At 35.4% G+C, this 18362-nt stretch carries 19 protein-coding genes and 1 other RNA gene; 7 read left to right on the forward strand and 13 right to left on the reverse strand.

Going from position 1 to position 18362, the window contains the following annotated elements:
• Positions 1 to 3: 3 nt before the first annotated feature.
• Together prmA and C7K42_RS11645 are read right to left on the reverse strand one after the other, a co-directional pair.
• Positions 4 to 948, reverse strand: a complete 945-nt coding sequence (prmA, locus tag C7K42_RS11640) for a 50S ribosomal protein L11 methyltransferase (RefSeq protein WP_014125520.1) — start codon at positions 946 to 948, stop codon at positions 4 to 6.
• 20 nt (positions 949 to 968) lie between these two features.
• On the reverse strand, positions 969 to 1607 hold the full coding sequence (locus C7K42_RS11645; RefSeq protein WP_014125521.1) for a DNA-3-methyladenine glycosylase: 639 nt from the start codon (positions 1605 to 1607) through the stop codon (positions 969 to 971).
• A 140-nt stretch (positions 1608 to 1747) separates the two neighbouring features.
• Here C7K42_RS11645 and C7K42_RS11650 point away from each other — a divergent pair, with 140 nt between their 5' ends.
• Positions 1748 to 3019, forward strand: a complete 1272-nt coding sequence (locus C7K42_RS11650) for a replication-associated recombination protein A (RefSeq protein WP_014125522.1) — start codon at positions 1748 to 1750, stop codon at positions 3017 to 3019.
• A gap of 225 nt (positions 3020 to 3244) precedes the next feature.
• A non-coding RNA gene (gene ssrS, locus C7K42_RS11655) (6S RNA) lies at positions 3245 to 3440 on the forward strand.
• Between the two features lie 78 nt (positions 3441 to 3518).
• Here the strand turns inward: ssrS and C7K42_RS11660 are convergent.
• Positions 3519 to 3950 (reverse strand): phosphate-starvation-inducible protein PsiE, encoded by a 432-nt coding sequence (locus C7K42_RS11660; RefSeq protein WP_014125524.1) that lies wholly within the window; start codon positions 3948 to 3950, stop codon positions 3519 to 3521.
• Between the two features lie 229 nt (positions 3951 to 4179).
• On the opposite strand from C7K42_RS11660, the gene C7K42_RS11665 reads away from it, so the two are divergent.
• From C7K42_RS11665 to C7K42_RS11675, 3 genes are all read left to right on the forward strand, one after another.
• Positions 4180 to 4452: a hypothetical protein gene (locus C7K42_RS11665; RefSeq protein ID WP_014125525.1), complete on the forward strand. Its 273-nt coding sequence runs from the start codon at positions 4180 to 4182 to the stop codon at positions 4450 to 4452.
• A gap of 72 nt (positions 4453 to 4524) precedes the next feature.
• Positions 4525 to 4998: a universal stress protein gene (locus C7K42_RS11670; protein ID WP_014125526.1), complete on the forward strand. Its 474-nt coding sequence runs from the start codon at positions 4525 to 4527 to the stop codon at positions 4996 to 4998.
• A 67-nt stretch (positions 4999 to 5065) separates the two neighbouring features.
• Complete coding sequence (locus C7K42_RS11675) at positions 5066 to 5455, forward strand: hypothetical protein (protein ID WP_014125527.1); 390 nt, start codon at positions 5066 to 5068, stop codon at positions 5453 to 5455.
• Between the two features lie 79 nt (positions 5456 to 5534).
• Here C7K42_RS11675 and C7K42_RS11680 read toward each other — a convergent pair whose 3' ends face one another.
• Positions 5535 to 6371 carry a Cof-type HAD-IIB family hydrolase gene (locus C7K42_RS11680; protein ID WP_014125528.1) on the reverse strand — a complete coding sequence of 279 codons (837 nt, stop codon included), beginning with the start codon at positions 6369 to 6371 and terminating at the stop codon, positions 5535 to 5537.
• Between the two features lie 119 nt (positions 6372 to 6490).
• The gene (locus C7K42_RS11685; RefSeq protein WP_103099734.1) at positions 6491 to 7300 is read right to left on the reverse strand and encodes an aldo/keto reductase family protein; all 810 of its coding nucleotides are present in this window, start codon (positions 7298 to 7300) and stop codon (positions 6491 to 6493) included.
• 182 nt (positions 7301 to 7482) lie between these two features.
• Here C7K42_RS11685 and C7K42_RS11690 point away from each other — a divergent pair, with 182 nt between their 5' ends.
• Positions 7483 to 8253: a hypothetical protein gene (locus tag C7K42_RS11690; RefSeq protein WP_234976214.1), complete on the forward strand. Its 771-nt coding sequence runs from the start codon at positions 7483 to 7485 to the stop codon at positions 8251 to 8253.
• Between the two features lie 39 nt (positions 8254 to 8292).
• Here the strand turns inward: C7K42_RS11690 and C7K42_RS11695 are convergent, their stop codons facing one another.
• The 8 genes from C7K42_RS11695 to C7K42_RS11730 form a co-directional block, all read right to left on the reverse strand.
• A complete protein-coding gene (locus tag C7K42_RS11695; protein ID WP_094243216.1) occupies positions 8293 to 9135 on the reverse strand; it encodes an aldo/keto reductase in 843 nt (280 codons plus the stop codon).
• A 192-nt stretch (positions 9136 to 9327) separates the two neighbouring features.
• Positions 9328 to 9975 carry a tRNA (guanosine(46)-N7)-methyltransferase TrmB gene (gene trmB / locus C7K42_RS11700; protein ID WP_061840730.1) on the reverse strand — a complete coding sequence of 216 codons (648 nt, stop codon included), beginning with the start codon at positions 9973 to 9975 and terminating at the stop codon, positions 9328 to 9330.
• A gap of 54 nt (positions 9976 to 10029) precedes the next feature.
• Positions 10030 to 10809 carry a phosphotransferase family protein gene (locus C7K42_RS11705; RefSeq protein ID WP_014125533.1) on the reverse strand — a complete coding sequence of 260 codons (780 nt, stop codon included), beginning with the start codon at positions 10807 to 10809 and terminating at the stop codon, positions 10030 to 10032.
• A 98-nt stretch (positions 10810 to 10907) separates the two neighbouring features.
• Positions 10908 to 12122, reverse strand: coding sequence for an ABC transporter permease (locus tag C7K42_RS11710; RefSeq protein ID WP_094243215.1), 1215 nt, complete (start codon positions 12120 to 12122; stop codon positions 10908 to 10910).
• A gap of 2 nt (positions 12123 to 12124) precedes the next feature.
• On the reverse strand, positions 12125 to 12853 hold the full coding sequence (locus tag C7K42_RS11715) for an ABC transporter ATP-binding protein (protein WP_061840732.1): 729 nt from the start codon (positions 12851 to 12853) through the stop codon (positions 12125 to 12127).
• A 109-nt stretch (positions 12854 to 12962) separates the two neighbouring features.
• Entirely contained in the window at positions 12963 to 14825 is a 1863-nt protein-coding gene (locus C7K42_RS11720; RefSeq protein ID WP_103083796.1) for an ABC transporter ATP-binding protein, read from the reverse strand.
• Entirely contained in the window at positions 14822 to 16549 is a 1728-nt protein-coding gene (locus C7K42_RS11725; protein WP_103097135.1) for an ABC transporter ATP-binding protein, read from the reverse strand. Before C7K42_RS11725 ends, C7K42_RS11720 begins: the two co-directional genes overlap by 4 nt.
• The gene (locus C7K42_RS11730; RefSeq protein ID WP_103083798.1) at positions 16549 to 17235 is read right to left on the reverse strand and encodes a TetR/AcrR family transcriptional regulator; all 687 of its coding nucleotides are present in this window, start codon (positions 17233 to 17235) and stop codon (positions 16549 to 16551) included. The genes C7K42_RS11725 and C7K42_RS11730 overlap by 1 nt, the downstream gene beginning before the upstream one ends.
• A 238-nt stretch (positions 17236 to 17473) precedes the next feature.
• On the opposite strand from C7K42_RS11730, the gene modA reads away from it, so the two are divergent.
• On the forward strand, positions 17474 to 18283 hold the full coding sequence (gene modA, locus C7K42_RS11735) for a molybdate ABC transporter substrate-binding protein (protein WP_103091880.1): 810 nt from the start codon (positions 17474 to 17476) through the stop codon (positions 18281 to 18283).
• The last annotated feature ends 79 nt before the right edge of the window (positions 18284 to 18362 follow it).

Below are 18362 nucleotides of genomic sequence, written 5' to 3' on the forward strand. Positions count from 1 at the left end.
TCGTTACTCCTCCACTTTTTTAAATGTTAAAGCATACCAATCTTTTTGCTGAAAAGTTTGGTCTAAAACAAAGCCTTGTACCTGCATTGCCTCCAGCACACTTTGTTTTTTTGCCTCGATAATCCCTGACACAATCAGTGTGCCATCTTTTTTTAATAAGCGCCAAGCATCAGGTAACATTTCAATAATAATATCGGCCAGGATGTTAGCGACAATAACATCAGCTTTTTTCTCTACATCGACTAACAAATTATTAGCCTTTACTTGAATGTTTTTTGCCGATGGATTAAGCGCAATATTTTCTTTGGCTGCTTTAACGGCCACATCGTCTAGATCATAAGCTACAACTTCTTTTGCGCCAAAAAAACTGGCTGCAATACTTAATACACCAGAACCTGCACCTACATCAAGAACCGTTTCATTACCACGCAAAACCGTCTCTAAAGCTTGTAAGGTTAAACGGGTCGTAGGATGAGTCCCTGTGCCAAAAGCCATTCCTGGATCTAAATCGATCACTTGCTCGTTTGGATCTATCGTTTGATAGTCTTCCCAACTAGGTTTAATGGTCAAAAAACGCGAAATCCGAACGGGATGATAATACTTTTTCCAAGCTGTAGCCCAATTTTTTTCTTCAACTTCTGTTACCTCTACTTCATTTTTGCCAACCGAAAGCCCAAAATCTGGTAACTCTGCAATTCTTTCCTTAATAGCAGGTAAAATTTCTGGGACAAAGATCGTTTCTGGAAAATAAGCTTTAACATAAGCTCCTTCATTTAAAGAGCTAATCATTTCAACGTCAATCACTTCGCCAAAGCTGTCTTCCTGAAAATTTTCTAGGTCCTTACTATCTTCAATAGCTACGCCACTGGCCCCTGCTTCCATTAAAATATTTGCAACAGCTTCAACAGCTTCACTAGCAGTTTCAACGCTTACTTCATTCCATTTCATCTGTGACAAACCTCCAATCACTAGTCATTATCGTTTTCTTCTTGCCAACCACTGTCAGAATCAATTTGTTGGCGCCGAATTTTTGTTATATATGGATTGCCACTGGCGACAAACCGCAAAGGCATATCCGTCCATTCTCCCTTATTTGGAATCCCTACACGCGGAAGCTCTGCTATTTTTTTAGGCGTTTTTCGCTTTTCGGGCACTAAATGTAAATCACTAGAGAAAATAGATTGGCCATAAAGATTTTTAGGTATCCCTAAAGCTTCCACTAATTTTCCTGGCCCATTGGAGACCTCGCGCCCTATTTTAGCTCGTCTTTTTTCCATCTGTTCTTTTCCTTCTACAGGTTCAATTGCTCGGATCATCACCCCTTGTGGCATGCCTTCAGCTTGTGTCACCATATTTAAAATCAAATGTGTATGCATAGTATATAAATAAATCGTGCCAGGTTTTTGATACATCGCTTTTAGTCTAGGCGTTTTTCTCATCCCGTAACTATGAGCTGCCATGTCATCAGGACCTAAATATGCCTCACAGTCAACAATATATCCCCCTAGTTTTCCTTTTGGAGTATCATGTTCAAGATACATCCCCACTAAAAAACGAGCAATATCGACTGTTGAGGCTGTTTCAAAAATTTTTATTGTCTCTTTCATTGCTATCACCTAATGCCATGATACACAAAACATAGTGTTCACGCCATCCTTTTTATTTTATTGAGATGAACTCATTTAAATTAAGTAATAGATGTTCATATGTTATAATAGCAGTAATGAGAAAAGAAAGAAGGATAAACATGCAGCAGCCACTAAGTTATCGGATGCGGCCGCAAAATTTAAATGAAGTTGTCGGTCAACAACATTTAGTTGGTAAAGGTAAAATCATCCGTCGAATGATTGACGCCCAAATGCTTTCATCTATGATTTTATACGGGCCTCCAGGTACTGGAAAAACAAGTATTGCTAGTGCTATTGCTGGTACAACACAATATGCTTTTCGCATGCTTAATGCCGCAACTGACACTAAAAAAGACTTACAAATTGTTGCTGAAGAAGCAAAAATGAGTGGGACGGTCATTTTACTATTGGATGAAGTCCATCGTTTAGATAAAACCAAACAGGATTTTTTACTGCCTCATTTGGAAAGCGGACGAATCATTATGATTGGTGCTACAACAGAAAATCCCTATATTACAATTAATCCAGCCATCAGAAGCCGAACACAGATTTTTGAAGTTTTACCTTTGACAGAAACAGATTTAGCCCAAGCGCTTGAGTTTGCCTTAGCAGACAAAGAACGTGGTTTAGGAAACTATCCTGTGATTTTAGATGAAAATGCTAAAATACATTTATGCCGTGCAACCAACGGTGACTTACGTAGTGTGTTAAATGGCCTCGAATTAGCTGTAAAATCTACGCCTGCTGATGATAATGGTCAAATTCACATTACCCTAACGATCATTGAAGAATGTATTCAAAAAAAGGCCTTAACCCATGACAAAGGCGGCGATGCGCATTATGATGTCATCTCAGCCTTTCAAAAATCCATTCGTGGCAGTGATGTAGATGCCGCTTTGCATTACTTAGCAAGATTGGTAGAAGCAGGCGATTTAGCGATTATCTGTCGTCGTTTAATGGTTATTGGTTATGAAGATATTGGCCTAGCTAATCCCCAAGCTGCCGCTCGTTGCGTCGAAGCAGTCCTTGCTGCTGAAAAAATTGGTTTGCCTGAAGCACGTATTCCGCTAGCTGAAACTGTTGTTGATTTATGTTTATCACCTAAATCAAATTCTGCTCATACAGCTTTAGATCAAGCAATTGCAGATGTACAAAGTGGAAAGTCTGGAGACGTGCCAACTCATCTACGCGATAGTCATTATAAAGGAGCTAAAAATTTAAATCGTGGTGTAGATTATCATTATCCTCACGATTATCCAGAAGCCTGGGTTGATCAACAGTATCTACCAGATAAGCTAAAAAACACGACTTACTACGCCCCTAAAACTACTGGAAAATACGAAAAAGCATTGGCAATGCGTTATAAACAACTAAGTGATTGGAAAAAATAATGTCATTTGTTCTGCATTAAACTCATAAAAATGATAAATCTATGAAACTAATTGCAAATAGTTTCATTAAAATAACAAAATTACATGTTTAATTGCTGTTTATCTCATCAAAATCCTAAGATAATGTGTTTATTTCGTTGAAAATTAAAAACTATGCTAATAAACACATCTAGTTGATGAGTCTGTCTATTGCCACATTTGAAAGATTATGCTACTATAGGTTTGGGAATTCTGTGATGTACGAGTTATCCATTTTTAGTATTGACCGAACATTTTTATTGATATATTGGGATCCGTTAGGTGCCAATGTCAGCAGCACGCCTTATCATTTGGTAGCTCAAGACCTTGGCCATGGAACCCACCTGCTTAGACTTTGCGGGATCAATACTCCAGGACAATAAACGGCATCCACGGATATTACCCTTTTTTTAAAATAAAACCCCTTATCATTTTTGATAAGGGATTTTTTAGTTTACGCTCATATTGTTATCTTTTTTAATTAAAAAAGATCTTTTTCCTCTTCTGAAGATTTATGTGTATGAAAAGCATTCACTTTTTCTAGTAAAAACAGATCAAGGACTAAAATTAAGATCGCCAATGCTAACATTAAAGCATCTAATCCTCCACCGTGCTCTAACAAAAGCTTCCGTGAAACAGCTGTAAGATCAATTAAAATAAGATAACGTACCGGCACATGATGACCTTCTTTTACATAACGCAATAACATTAAGAATACTTCTAAAAGAATAAACCAAGTGGCGATTTCTTCAATAACATAATAAAGTTCGCTCATTGAACTCATTGTTAATACATGAGTAAAAATGTCATAAATAGCTGTTGCCATAGCAATTAAAACAACAATTACTAATACTGCTAGCATAAGATCAACAATTAAACTTACTACTCTTGCAAAACTATCAAATCGCTTCATCTAAAACCTCCTTTATCATCACAGTTTTACAAATTCCTAAAATAAAATACGCTTCACTAACAAAAACAAGAAAAATTTAAATTACATATTGATGAAAAGGTATACAGTTATTATATTATAAAAAGAATTATTTTTTACAAAAAAACAATTTAAATACTTCTATACGTGAGTTGCCCTTTTCTGTTTCTTGCCTTATAATTTAATCAAACTCACATGCAAGGAGTATTAGATGATCATTACTTTACTGTCTATCATGGCGATAATTTTAGTTGCCATGGGAGTCATATTATGTATAAAACAAACAATCTTTTTTTCCTTAATCACTAAAAATTCGCAGAACAAAACATTTCTATCAACTTTTGGTGTAATATTTATTTTTCTAGGTATGATATGTTTACTTGTCGGTTTTTTTAACCAATTAGAGTGGGCTATCGCTTTTTTATGTTTTATGTTAGTTATTTCAGGAATTTTTAGTTTCTTACTCGCTAAAAAGATGTCATAAATGCATTAAGTTTTTATTTTTGGGGCAAAAAAGGTATAATAAAATTAGAAATAAATGGAAGGTCGTGGTGTGATGTTACAACAATATCAAAAAATTATGGTCGCCGTTGATGGGTCCAACGAAGCAGAACTAGCATTTCAAAAAGCAGTTAATATTGCAAAGCGAAATGAAGCAAGCTTATTGTTAGTACATGTGATTGATACAAGAGCGTTCCAAGATGTAAACTCCTTTGATTCAATGTTAGCAGATCAAGCGACTGAATTAGCAAAACAATCTTTGAGTGATTATAAAGAAAATGCCAAAAACAGTGGTGTTGAACAAGTCGAAACTGTAATCGAATATGGTTCGCCTAAGTTAATTGTTGCTAAACAAATCCCCCAAGATAAAGACGTTGATTTAATTATTTTAGGCGCAACAGGGCTAAATGCAGTTGAACGTCTATTTATCGGCTCTGTTTCAGAATACGTCACACGTAACGCTTCATGCGATGTTTTGATCGTACGCACGGATGTAGAAAATAAAAGAATATATAGTGAAGATGAGTAAAAAACCAAGCGAGCTATTTAGTTCGCTTGGTTTTTTAAAATCCACGTATTGTAAAAGAGGTGATGTCATGGAAAACAATTTGGTTACCATATCTTCAATCATTGTCGCAATCATCTTTGTATCTCTGGCAATTTTTCAGGAATTACTGACACTCGGATTTCCTCTTGCTGAGTTTACATTAGGCGGATATTATAAAATCTTACCTAAAAAATTACGTGCGATAAGTGCGATTAGTTCTTTGATCCTCTTATTCATGGCGGTAGTTGTTCTAAAACATGCTAAGATATTTAATGGTTTAGACTTTTTACCTAGTTATGTATTAATGTGGATAATCACAATCGCTTTGGGTTTAATGACTCTGGCAAACTTTATATCTCAAAGTAAAAAAGAAAAATACACTATGACACCAGTATCAGCAGTCACTTTTCTATTATGTTTATATATTACTTTAGCATAGTAACCTTGGGTCAATTAAATAAAAAGCTAGCAACACATTTACTCGTTTACTAGCTTTAAAAAATTTCAGTCAAGTAATACTAAGAAAGGTACTTTTCTAAGGCATGAGCAATGCCATCTTCATTATTAGACAAAGTTATTTCATCAGCTACTTGCTTTAGTTCTGTTGTAGCATTATCCATTGCAATCCCAATGCCAGCATATTCAATCATTGCTTGATCATTTTGACCATCTCCAAATGCCATTAATTCTTCTTTTTTTACATTTAACTTAGGTAAAACCGCAGCAATTGCTTTGGCTTTAGTAACGCCCAGGTCAGTAAATTCAAAATAAAAAGGGGCTGAAAAAAGTGCACTGACTTGGCCTTTAAATGGTCTCATCATCTCTTGATAATGTTTCTTTAAATAATCAGGGTCTGCTGCTACCAGGACTTTATGCAAAGGAAAATCACAAAATCCTGCTAAATCGTTAACCTCACAAAGCTTGTAGCCACCAGCTCTTGCTTCATATTCAATAATATTGATCTCTTCATTTGCAAAATGAATTTTATTGTCAAAAACATCGTTAACGTACATATAATTTTGATGACATACCATCGGTTTAACATCAAAGCCCTTTAGATGCTCTAAGATGGCTTTAGAAGTTTCTAATGGTAAAGGCTGTTCGAACAACACCTCATTTGTTTGATAATCCAGTACATGAGCACCATTAAATGAAAGTCCAATACCATCATATTCCTCCATTGCCAGTTCTTCTGCGTACTTGAATAAGCCAGGAGTGGGTCTACCTGATGCTAAGATTACTTTAATGCCTTGTCTTTGTGCTTCAAGCAAGGCCGCTTTCGTTTTGCTACTTATGGTTTTTCCTTCATTAAGTAATGTGCCGTCCATGTCCATTGCAATTGCTTTAATTGTCATCGTTTACCTCCAAATTTTATAACTTCTTACATAGTAGCGGAAAAATACAATCCTTGCAATCTTCTATAAAAAAATAAAGCTATATCAGCGATCGATATAACTTTATTTTTTTATATTTTCTATTGTGCGCTAATCAATTGTTTGTCTTCATCTGAAAGTTTGAAGTCAAAAATTTCTAGATTCTGTTCTTGTCGCTTTTGATTATGTGATTTAGGAATAACAACTACACCACGTTCGATTTGATAACGTAGAATAACTTGTGCCCAAGTTTTGTTATATTTTTCGCCTATTTCACTCAATTTTTCTTTGGCTTGATCACTCACTCTAGTTAAAGGACCCCAGGCTTCTGGAACAACTTCTTGCGCTAGTGAATAATTAATAATTGCGTCATTCCAATTTCCAGGGTGAGATTCTACTTGGTTTACAGCTGGTTTAATTCGTCCATTTTCTACTAAATAACCCAACTCTTTTTCATTAAAGTTAGATACGCCGATAGCTTTTAATTTCCCTTGATCTACATAGCCTTCTAATACTTGCCACATAGACAACATTTGCGCTAAGCTGTCCCAAGGATGATGAATCAAATACAAGTCAATATACTCCGTATTAAGTGCCTGTAAGCTTTGTTCAACGCCCTTTTTTACAGCTTCTTCATCCGCATAATATTCTTGTCTTCCAGGAATTTTAGAGGTAATGAAAAACTCATTACGCGCCTTTTTGCTTTCTCCTAGTGCTTTTCCTACAACGGATTCATTACGATAAGAAATTGCTGTATCAAAATGACGATAACCAGCATCGATTGCCATCAGAATTTCTGTGGTATCACCGTTAATTTCACCTTGATAAGCGTGATCGACTTTCCCAAAGGTGTTAGTACCGCTACCGATAATAGGTAACTTGATTCCCGTATTTAATGTAACAGTTTCCATGCAAAAACCTCCTCATCATGACTATACTTTCAGTCTACTAGTCTTTAACAAAAGCGGCAAATAAAAAAGAATCTTTCACAGCTGTAAAAAGCTTTTTTCCATAATCATTATGCTACTTTTTATAAGAAAAATGTTGTATACTACAAACAAAATAATGAAAAACACAATTTTGGGAGACAACGATGATGACTTTAAATGCTGAACTTGCTTTAGATAATGAAAAAGCTGAATTAACACTGACAGATTTTGATAGCAAAGTGATTATTTTTTATGATAAAAATGAACTTACTGATATTAAACATGGTCTTTTCTTATTTTTTAAAGATAAGAAATTCAAGTCGATCCAATCCACTCCAGATCACAAAAATATCCCCACTGCAGATACTATGGTTCAAATTATTCCTCCCCAAACATTAGATAATGATGATTTAAAACAGTGCCTTACTAATATAGCTAAAGGAAAAAGCTTACCGGAACTAACAGAAGTAAACGAGCCAAGCCAAGTGGAGATGTATGATTATTTAGGTAAATTACTTTTACTTTTAGAAAAATTTGGCTTTACTTTTACCCAGAAAAAAAGAACGCCTGCTAAAGCGCAGCACCGTTGGAAAAAAACATTAAGTGAAATTGAATTTTTTGTTGACGATTTTCACAGCCAAGCTACTGTTATTTGGCAAAAACGCAATGAATTTCTTATTAAAAAAGGAGCACATTTACGCCCATCTTATTCCCTAAACAAAGACGGTTCTGTAGGCTTAGGTGCACGAATGGGGACGCAATTACGTGATGAACAAAAAGATAAAATACAGAATTTCATTACGACTGAAGATATTATTTTAAAAAGTGTCAATGAAGTTGGCTTGTTCCTTTACTTTGGTGGAACAAACAGCTGGTTAGTATTAAAAGATAATAATGGCCAAACAATCGATGAATGGTCTAAAGTAAAAAAATAACTCTACTATTAATTTTTTAACAGCAGAGTTATTTTTCTTTTATTTATTATCAGGATCTGGCCCTACGCCAGCAGTGCCTTTTAATCCATCAATTGCTTGCATATCTTTACCACTTAGTTCAAAATCAAAAATTTGTGTGTTTTCGATAATACGTTTTTCATGTACAGATTTAGGCAGCGGCAAGAACCCTTTTTGTAAGCTCCAGCGTAAAACAACTTGGGCAATCGTCTTATTATAAACACGAGCTAAAACATTTAATTCAGGCACATCAAAAATCTTACCTGTTCCTAATGGACTATATGCTTCACTTAAAATGTCATGCGTTTTATTATAAGCAACAAGATCTTCTTGTTGGTCACTTGGATTTAAGAAAATTTGATTAGCCACAGGTTTTATTCTTGCTGTTTCTAATAAAGCGTCAATATGATGACTTAAAAAGTTCGACACTCCTAGTGAGCGAATCTTGCCAGCATCTACAGCTTCTTCCATGGCACGCCAAGTATCTGCATTGGCTTGTTGCCAGTGGTCTCTAAATTCGCTTGGGTTAGGCCAATGGATAAGATACAAATCAACATAATCTAAGCCCAGTCTTTCTAACGAGGCATCAATTGCTTTTTGTGCCAATTCATAGGAATGATTTGCATTCCATAATTTAGTAGTGACAAATAGTTCTTCACGAGGAACACCGCTTTTAGCAATACCCCGGCCCACAGATTCTTCATTCCCATAAATTGCTGCTGTATCAATATGACGATAACCCGCTTTTAAAGCTGCTAAAACAGAAGATTCAGCAACTTCTCCATCTGGTGTTTGCCAAGTACCGAAACCAACTACAGGAATCTTTACACCATTTGATAAAGTATACGTATCTGTTAAACTCATTTAATCTCTCCTTCATTTCTATGTCCTTATAAAAATCATAAAATGGGAACCTTATAATGTCAACTTTTAGAAACAGTTCCTACATTTAAAAATTATTGGAAAAAACTAATGGGCTTATCTTGAATTACTACAGTTAAAATGTTCTAATCCAATTAAATAGCTCGGATTTATTATTTTTAATTCTTTCATTCCCTAATTTCTATCTGGAAATTTCACTTCTACACGATAAATCGGTTGCCCTTTTTGCGAAAACTTTTCTTCATACTCAGTCATAACATTGCCAGTAAAATTACTTGCGTGTAAGTCGAGCCAAACCTCTTTAATGATCATACCGTATTGCGAAAAGCTGGCCAATGAATATTCAAACATCCCTTGGTTATCCGTTTTAAAATGGATTTCTCCACCTGGTTGCAAAATTTTCTCATCCACAGCTAAAAATTTAGGCGAAGTAAGGCGCCTTTTAGCATGTCTTTTTTTAGGCCAAGGATCGGAAAAGTTTAAATAAATTAAATCAATTTCATTGTCAGCAAAGTATTCAGTCAAAGCTGATCCATCCACATGAAGCAACTGAACATTGGAAAGCTCAGCTTCTTTTACCTTATCTAAGGCAAAAGATACTACTGTTGTTTCTAAATCGACCCCGATATAATTGATCTCAGGATGAGCTTTAGCCATTTCAGTAATAAACTGCCCTTTTCCCATACCAATTTCGATATGTAACGCTTGTTCATTGCCAAAGCGTTCCTTCCAGTGTCCACGCCATGCTTTTGGGTCAGAAACTACAAATTGTGGATTGTCAGCAACTATCTCGGCAGCACCCGGTCGTTTTCTAATTCTCATACTTAACTCCTTCTAAAAAGGGTGGTTGTCGTCCTCATAGACACATCCACCCTTTTATCCTGTATAAATTCGTTTTAATTGTAGAATTTCTTCATTCATTTGTTTTAAATCACCTTGAAGATAACACTTCTTTATTTCTTGGAGCATACTAAGTAGCGCATACCAATAAACCTTTTCAATGTTTTCTTCAGTGCTTTGCAGTCCATAGCTCATTAACCACTGACTCCAACTAGAGATAGGTAAATAATTTCCTAAAATCATGCCAATATCTACAGCTGGATCAGCAAACATCACAGAATCCCAATCTACCAAATATAAATAATTTTGACAGACAATCCAGTTGCGATAGTTTACATCGCCATGAACAACACTTTTTTCTGATGATTTAAAAGTCGGGATATTTTTTCTAAGATAATGTGCAACCATCCCTAGAAATTGGTTTTTGGCTAATGTATCGGGTAAAGTTTCTTCATACTCTCCCAACATTTTTTTAGGAGGTTTTATAATACCACCCATTTTTTTTAACATGTCTTTTAAAGACTTTGAATGATGTAAATGATAAAGAACATCAATGACATCGTTTCTTTGACCGATCTCTTCAGGATCTAATAGTTGCCCTTCCAACCATTCTTGAGCCGAAAGCGTGTCTCCGTCCCCCGTTCGCTTTGTCCAAATCAACTTAGGGGTAATCCCTTCTTTTGATAAAGCAGCAAGCATTGGTGTTGTATTACGTTTGATAAATATTTTGTCTTGTTCTTTTAATCCAATATATGCTTTTCCCGTATCCCCTTTGATGGGGCGTAGTTGCCAATCATTATCCATACGCATATTCATCAAAGCTTACCTCCTTTTTCGCAGTAATTCTTATTTTAGCTTGCTAATTTCATATCGTCAAGCACATGTATGTTCGATTTTCATTACAAAAATATTGTTTAATTATCCATTTTTTTGAGCCGATAAGGAAGATAAAATTTTACAAAGAAAAGCACCATTAATAGATAAGCAAACGTAGCAATTAAGCCTTCACTCCAATCAGATAAAGAAAACCAACTAATAACCGCAAATACTACAGCGCAAAAAATTAGAAGTAAAAATAGCAATTTTTGCATAGCTAGCAGTTTCTGTTCTTTTTTAACTGGGTATAATTTCGTTAAAGGTACATATTGAAACTGCTGATACAATGGAAGAAGCTGGAAACCAATCAGATAAATAAAAAGGACACCGATCCCTAAAGCAAACCACTGCTCAGCGACAAAATAAAGTAAAACTCCTCCTAAAATCACTAGCCGTAAATATAAGCCGCTGTATTCATTACCCCGTAATACACGACGAGCGTATAAATACAAATAAGTATTATCTTGTGAAAAAGAGATCCGTGCTAATAAAGGATCAAGATATTTTCGACGTTTCATTTTAGTCGCAATTTCAGGTACATCCGTAAATAGGTTAATGAATTGATAAATACGATGCAGACGATCTTGTTCTTCATTAATCATTTCTTCCCAGTCTAGGGCCACATTCATCGACTGCCAACATAACTTGTGAAACAAAATGATTTGTATCGCAGAGATCATTGTCGCCAAAATCGGTTGGAACCATATGCTAATTGTCAAAATAATCAGTGTAAAAATAATCCATAAGAAATAAGCGTTCTTTTTGGCTTTTTTCATATCCTGAAAAATACTCATTCGTTGAATTTCTAGATGACTAATTTTAAGGCCCCATAAACTAAGTAAATAAAAGAAAAAAGTCGCAAACGAATTCCCAGTAGATACCACGACTAAAGGCATCGTAAAAGCCAAAATTAGTAGAATAACCACAAATGGAAAAATACAACTGTAGGAAAAGGCCGCCGACAAATAAGATCGCATCTGCTTTTCCTTAGGTAATAAGAAAATTTGATCTGCTGGTTGGGCTAAACTCACAAAACGACCCATATGTAGGGAAACAATCCAAATAACTAAAACAAGTAAACCACCGAGTGAATAACCTGGAGATAGTGTTTTTAACCAGTTGGAATAATAAAATCCGATGCCACCTAATAAAAAAGTCATCATCAATACAAAATGATCGTTAAGTACATATTTCATATAGCGCAATATACGCTTTTGATGTTTTTTCAAGCGTGCCTGAAAGAAAGCTTTCATTGTTAAGCCTCCTTTGTCAACGCCAAATAGATATCATCTAATGACGCTTGGGGCATATTAAATTTCTGACGTAATTCTCCTAGAGTTCCTTGAACTTTTATTTGTCCATCATGAAGCATAATAAATCGATCGCAGTATTTTTCCGCCGTTGCCAAAACATGCGTAGACATCAAAATGGACGAACCTTGCGCTTTAAAAGACTGCATTAATTCCAGTAATGAGTGAATAGCTAAAGGATCTAAGCCTAAAAATGGCTCATCGATAATATAAAGACTTGGTTCTACCAAAAAAGCACATAGAATCATTACCTTTTGTTTCATTCCTTTAGAAAAATTAGCAGGAAACCACTCTAAACGTTGGTCTAAGCGAAAGGTTTTCAGTAGTGGTTCAGCTCGTTTCCACGCTTCTTTTTCCTCAATATTATAAGCCATCGCTGTAACTTCTAAATGTTCTTTTAAGGTTAGTTCTTCATATAAAAGTGGAGATTCGGGTATATAACCAATCTTTGACCGATAGCTTTCCGGATCTTTATTGATCGTAAGTCCGTCTAATTCAATGCGTCCTTGTTGAGGCTGTAGTAAGCCGATAATTTCTTTAATCGTCGTACTTTTGCCTGCACCATTTAATCCGATCAAAGCAACCAATTCTCCATCATTGATCGTAAAATTTAAATCTTTTAGCACAGGAATTTGATTATAGCCGCCTGTTAAGTTTTCTACGCGTAAGGTCATATTTTTTCCTCCAAATTTTTCTACCTTTATTATAGCATGGATAACGCATAGAAAAAATTCGAAGGGTCGGCTACAGCCGAGAAAATCCCATTCGAATTTTTTAAATGAACTATGAGGCTAACTCTCCTGAAGAAAATTGACTATTATACAAATCAGCATAGAAGCCATTTTTTTCCATCAATTGGTCATGATTTCCGGTTTCAACAATAGAACCTTGGTTCATAACAACAATATTATCTGCTCCTTGAATCGTAGAAAGTCGGTGAGCCACGACAAAGCTAGTACGATTTTCTAAGAGACGATTCATCGCTTTTTGAATCAAAGTTTCTGTCCGCGTATCCACGCTAGAAGTCGCTTCATCCAAAATTAAAACTTCTGGATCTGCTAAAAAGGCCCGCGCAATGGTGATTAATTGTTTTTGCCCTTGCGAAATATTACTAGCATCTTCATTTAAGATTGTATCATAGCCGTCTGGTAATTGATGGACAAAGTCATCCACATGTGCTGCCTTAGCAGCTTCTTTGACCTCAGCAGAACTTGCTTGATCATTACCATAACGGATATTTTCATAGATACTTCCACTAAATAACCAGGTATCTTGTAAAACCATCGATAATTTACTACGCAATCCTTTTTTAGACATATCTCGAATATCTACGCCATCATATCGAATGCTACCACCAGAAACATCATAAAAACGTTCTAGCAAGTTAATTAATGTGGTTTTTCCAGCGCCAGTCGGTCCCACAATCGCAACAGTTTCTGCTGGTTTCACATCCAAACTAAAGCCTGTAAACAATAATTGGTCACGACTATAACCAAATTGCACGTCTTCAAAACGGACTTTATAAGCAGTATTTTCTTCTACTGGTAAATTAGACGGTTGGTCTACCATCTCTTGTTCATCTAAGATTTCAAAAATACGCTCTGCTGAAGCAATGGTAACCTGTATCGTATTTACTAAATTAGATAACTGCCTAATCGGTTGTGAGAACTGATTCGTATATTGTAAGAAAGCTTGCACATTTCCCAGAGGCATATTCCCGTTAGCAACTTTGATACCACCGATTATAGCAACAAACACATAATCTAGATTTTTAATAAAATTCATTAAAGGCATGATAATCGCCGAAACAAATTGCGCTTTCCAACCTGCTTCATATAATTGTTGATTTTCTTTTTCAAAAACTTCTTGGTCTGCGGCTTCATGATTAAATGACTTAACCACCGTATGTCCCCCATAAGTTTCTTCAACTTGGTCGTTTAAAAGGCCCATGCGCTTTTGTTGCTCAGCAAAAAAACGTTGTGACTTAGGCGCAATAATCGTAACCACAATTAAACTTAAAGGTACGGTCACTAAAGCTACCAAAGTTAACTGCCAACTGATAGTTAACATCATAATTAAAACACCAATAAATGTTACAACACTAGTAACAAATTGTGTTAAGTTTTGTTGTAACATGCCAGCGACATTATCCATGTCATTTACCGCACGTGACATAATATCCCCATTACTATGCGTATCAAAGTAAGACATTGGAAGGCGGTCCATTTTTTGATCCAAATCTCTGCGCATTTGATAGACAGAACGTTGTGATACTCTTGTCATGATGAATTGTTGTAAAAAATTAAAAACTGCTGAAGTCAAATACATTGCAATAACCACTAGTAAAATACGTCCTATAGCGTCAAAATCAATAGGAAGTGTATTCACTTGTTCACCGGCCTGCATTTGTTTAACACCGGCCATTACCCCTTCAAATATCTCAGTCGTAGCTTGACCTAAGACTTTCGGCGTTTGAATTTGAAAAATAACGGCGCCAATAGCCAAGATAAAAACAGATATAATGGCAATCGATCGGCTGGACAAATAACGTATGAGACGACGAACGGTTTTCCAAAAATTTCTAGGTTTTCGCCTCCTTAGAGGAGTAGGTTCTTGCTCTGTTGCATTTTTTTGTTCTTTACTCATTTTAAATCCTCCTCTCTTAGTTGCGAATAAGCAATTTCTTGATAGGTTTTATTATTGTCCAGTAATTCTTTATGTGTACCTTTACCCACAACTTTACCTGCTTCTAAAACTAAAATAATATCTGCATCCATAATCGTACTTACACGTTGGGCAACAATCACTTTGATTGCATTTTGTATTTCTTGTTGCAGTGCTTGTCTTAAGTTTGCATCCGTCTTAAAGTCCAAAGCTGAAAAAGAATCATCAAATACATACAAATCAGCTGCTTTAATCAATGCACGCGCGATAGCCAATCGTTGTCTTTGACCTCCGGAAAAATTGCCGCCGCCTTGTTCAACATGGCTATCTAAGCCATCTGGCATTTCTAAGACAAAATCTTGTGCCTGCGCTATTTTTAATGCTTGCCAGATTTGTTCTTCTGAAGCTTCTACATTACCATAACGCATATTTTCTCGAATCGTTCCGCGAAATAACACCGCTGTTTGGGGGACAAAACCGATAAGCTCCCGTAAGTCATGTTGACGGATGTTTCGAATATCATGACCATTTAAACGTATTGTCCCTGAAGAAACTTCATGTAAGCTGGGTAATAAATTGGCAAAAGTTGTTTTACCAGAACCTGTACCCCCAATAATTGCTACGGTTTGACCAGCTTTTGCTTTAAAATTAACATCTTCTAAAGCCAAACTATCCGCATCTGCATAGCGAAAATTTACTTTATCAAATGTCAAAGTAGCCTCTTCTTTACTCAAAGAAATCTCTTCCGGCTGCTTTTTGTCAGTTATATCAGGGGTTTCTTCTAACACTTCATTAATCCGATCAGCTGAAGCTTGTGCTCTTGGAACCATAACAAATATCATAGAAAGCATCATAAAGCTAATCAATATTTGCATAGCATAAGTAATAAAAGCAATCATATTCCCCACTTGTAATTGCATGTCAGCAATATACTGACCACCAAACCAAGTAATTCCAATATTTGTACCACTCATAATCAGTGTCATCAAAGGCATCATAAAAGCAACAATAGTGTTGACTTTAATCGCTGTATGAGTGAAGTCACGGTTGGCTTGATCAAAACGATCTGTTTCATGGTTTTCCTTGTTAAAAGCCCGTATCACACGGACACCTGTTAATTCTTCGCGAAATATTAAATTAATACGGTCCGTCTTTTTTTGCATACTCCGAAACAAAGGAACAGCAAAATACATAATCCCTCCGACAGCAACAATTACTAAAGGAATGACAACTAAAAATACCTTTGTTAACTGTGCATCTTTTTGATAGGCTAGAAAGCTTGCGCCCAGCAACATAATAGGCGCTTGAATCATTAAACGTAGAAACATTTGCATCACTCTTTGAACTTGCTCTACGTCATTGGTCGTCCGAGTAATTAAGGAAGCTGCACCATAATTACCAAACTTATTAATTGAAAAATTCTCAGCTTTTTTATAAATTTCAGTACGTAATTTTTTTCCTAATCTTTGTGATTCTCTTGTTGCGAAAAAAGCATTCCCAAAAGCTGCTATAATACTTATGACGGAGATTATCATCATAATACCGCCGATTCGCCAAATATAATCTATATCTCCTTTAGCAACACCATTATCAATGATATTTGATGTCATATTTGGTAAATATAAATCAGCAAGTACTTGAAATGCCATAAAAACAACTGCTAACAAAGCAGAAACAACAGACGCTTTTTTTACTACTTTTATCATCAATGATTCCCCCTTTCGTTTGTTTCCATTCCTTTTTGTAACCAATTTAATTTCAAATGGAATTCTTCATTAATTTTTTGAATATCATACTCTCCATTTTTACAGTGGTGACGGTAACCATCAGCAATGGTTGAAAAAGTAATATGTATCAATAAACGAAAGAGCAATTCCAACTGTTGATCATCAACAACCGCTAATTTCGTCTGATCAATCTCTTTTAACATCGCTTTTGTGATTTCTTGCATTTTTTCATGCGCCGCATCACTCGTTTTCCGTAGTTCTTTCTGCTGATTTGCTTCATTAAAAGTAATAAATCGATGGATAGCACGAGGATCTAAACTTGTAAACAAGTTTTTATAAAAAAGTACATTTTCACCTTTAAATATTTCTAGAATCCAACTTGAAAAAAATTCTTCAAAAGTAGCAAACAAATCTCCTTGATGTTGTCTCAAATGAATAAGAAATTGTTTATGGTTATCTTTTCCTAATGAATGAAAATAATATAAATATAAATCTTCCATATCTTCAAAGTATTGATAAAAACTACCCCTGGAAATATCTGCTTCTTTTACGACATTAGCAATAGAAGCATCCTTTAATGCACTTTGTGAGAACTCTTTTTTTGCTGCTTTTAAAATCCGCTTTTGTTTTTCTTTGGGGAGGTTAAAAAAGGTCTCATTGGGCATAACAAGTTCCCTCCTTTATTTCTCTAAGAATTTATGACACGCTGTCATATGACAATATGTCATTGTACGCTGTTGATATGAGTTTGCAAGAAAAATGTTTTCAAATTTCATGAAAATTTTTATACATTTTTTATAAAAAAAATTCAGCTATAATTACTTTTTATCGAAAAAGCGCTATTTTTTACATACACATCGTGATAAACTGAGCATGAATACAAAATAAGGGAGATTTACAAAAATGAAGAAATGGCAAATTGGATTAACCGCTGCTGTTGGGTTAATATTTTTAGGAGGATGCGCTAATTCCAATGGCTCAAAAAATGCCACTGCAGCCACAACAGAGGAAAAAGCTGATACTACGATTCATTTAGCTGCGGCAGCAAGCCTGGAATATGCATTTGAAGAAAAATTAATCCCCATGTATGAAAAAGAATATGACAAAGTAAAAATCGAAGGTACTTATGATAGTTCTGGTAATTTGCAAACACAAATTGAACAAGGAATGGACACAGATATCTTCTTTTCAGCGGCTACTCAGCAAATGGATGAATTAATTGCGGAAGAATTCATTGATAAAGACTCAGAAATAGGCTTATTAGAAAATAAATTAGTCTTAATCACACCAGAGAATAATCCTAAAGAAGTGGAAGACTTCGCTGATTTAAAAAATGCAGATACAATCGCAATTGGGGACCCAGAAAGTGTCCCGGCAGGACAATACGCTCAAGAATCACTAACTAATTTAGATTTATGGGATTCACTCAAAGATCGTTTCAGTATGGGAACTAATGTGACCCAAGTATTAAATTGGGTAGCTGAAAATAGTGCAGATGCAGGTTTAGTCTATGAGACAGACGCCAAGACGACCGCTGACGTGACCGTGATTGATGAAGCACCAGAAGAAAGTATCAAAGACCCTATCCTTTACCCAGTTGCTCAGTTAGAAGACAGCCAGAATGCAAAAACAGCCAAGGACTTTTTAACATTCTTGCAAACTGATGAAACTGTTAAAGTTTTTGAAGATTATGGTTTTACTGCAGCACAATAATTTTATATTTACAAAAAATATAAGTTCGTTTTAACACACCTAAAAAAGAGATTGGAAAAATTTTCCAGTCTCTTTTTTT

Source organism: Tetragenococcus halophilus subsp. halophilus DSM 20339, from assembly GCF_003841405.1.
GTDB classification, from domain to species: Bacteria; Bacillota; Bacilli; order Lactobacillales; family Enterococcaceae; genus Tetragenococcus; species Tetragenococcus halophilus.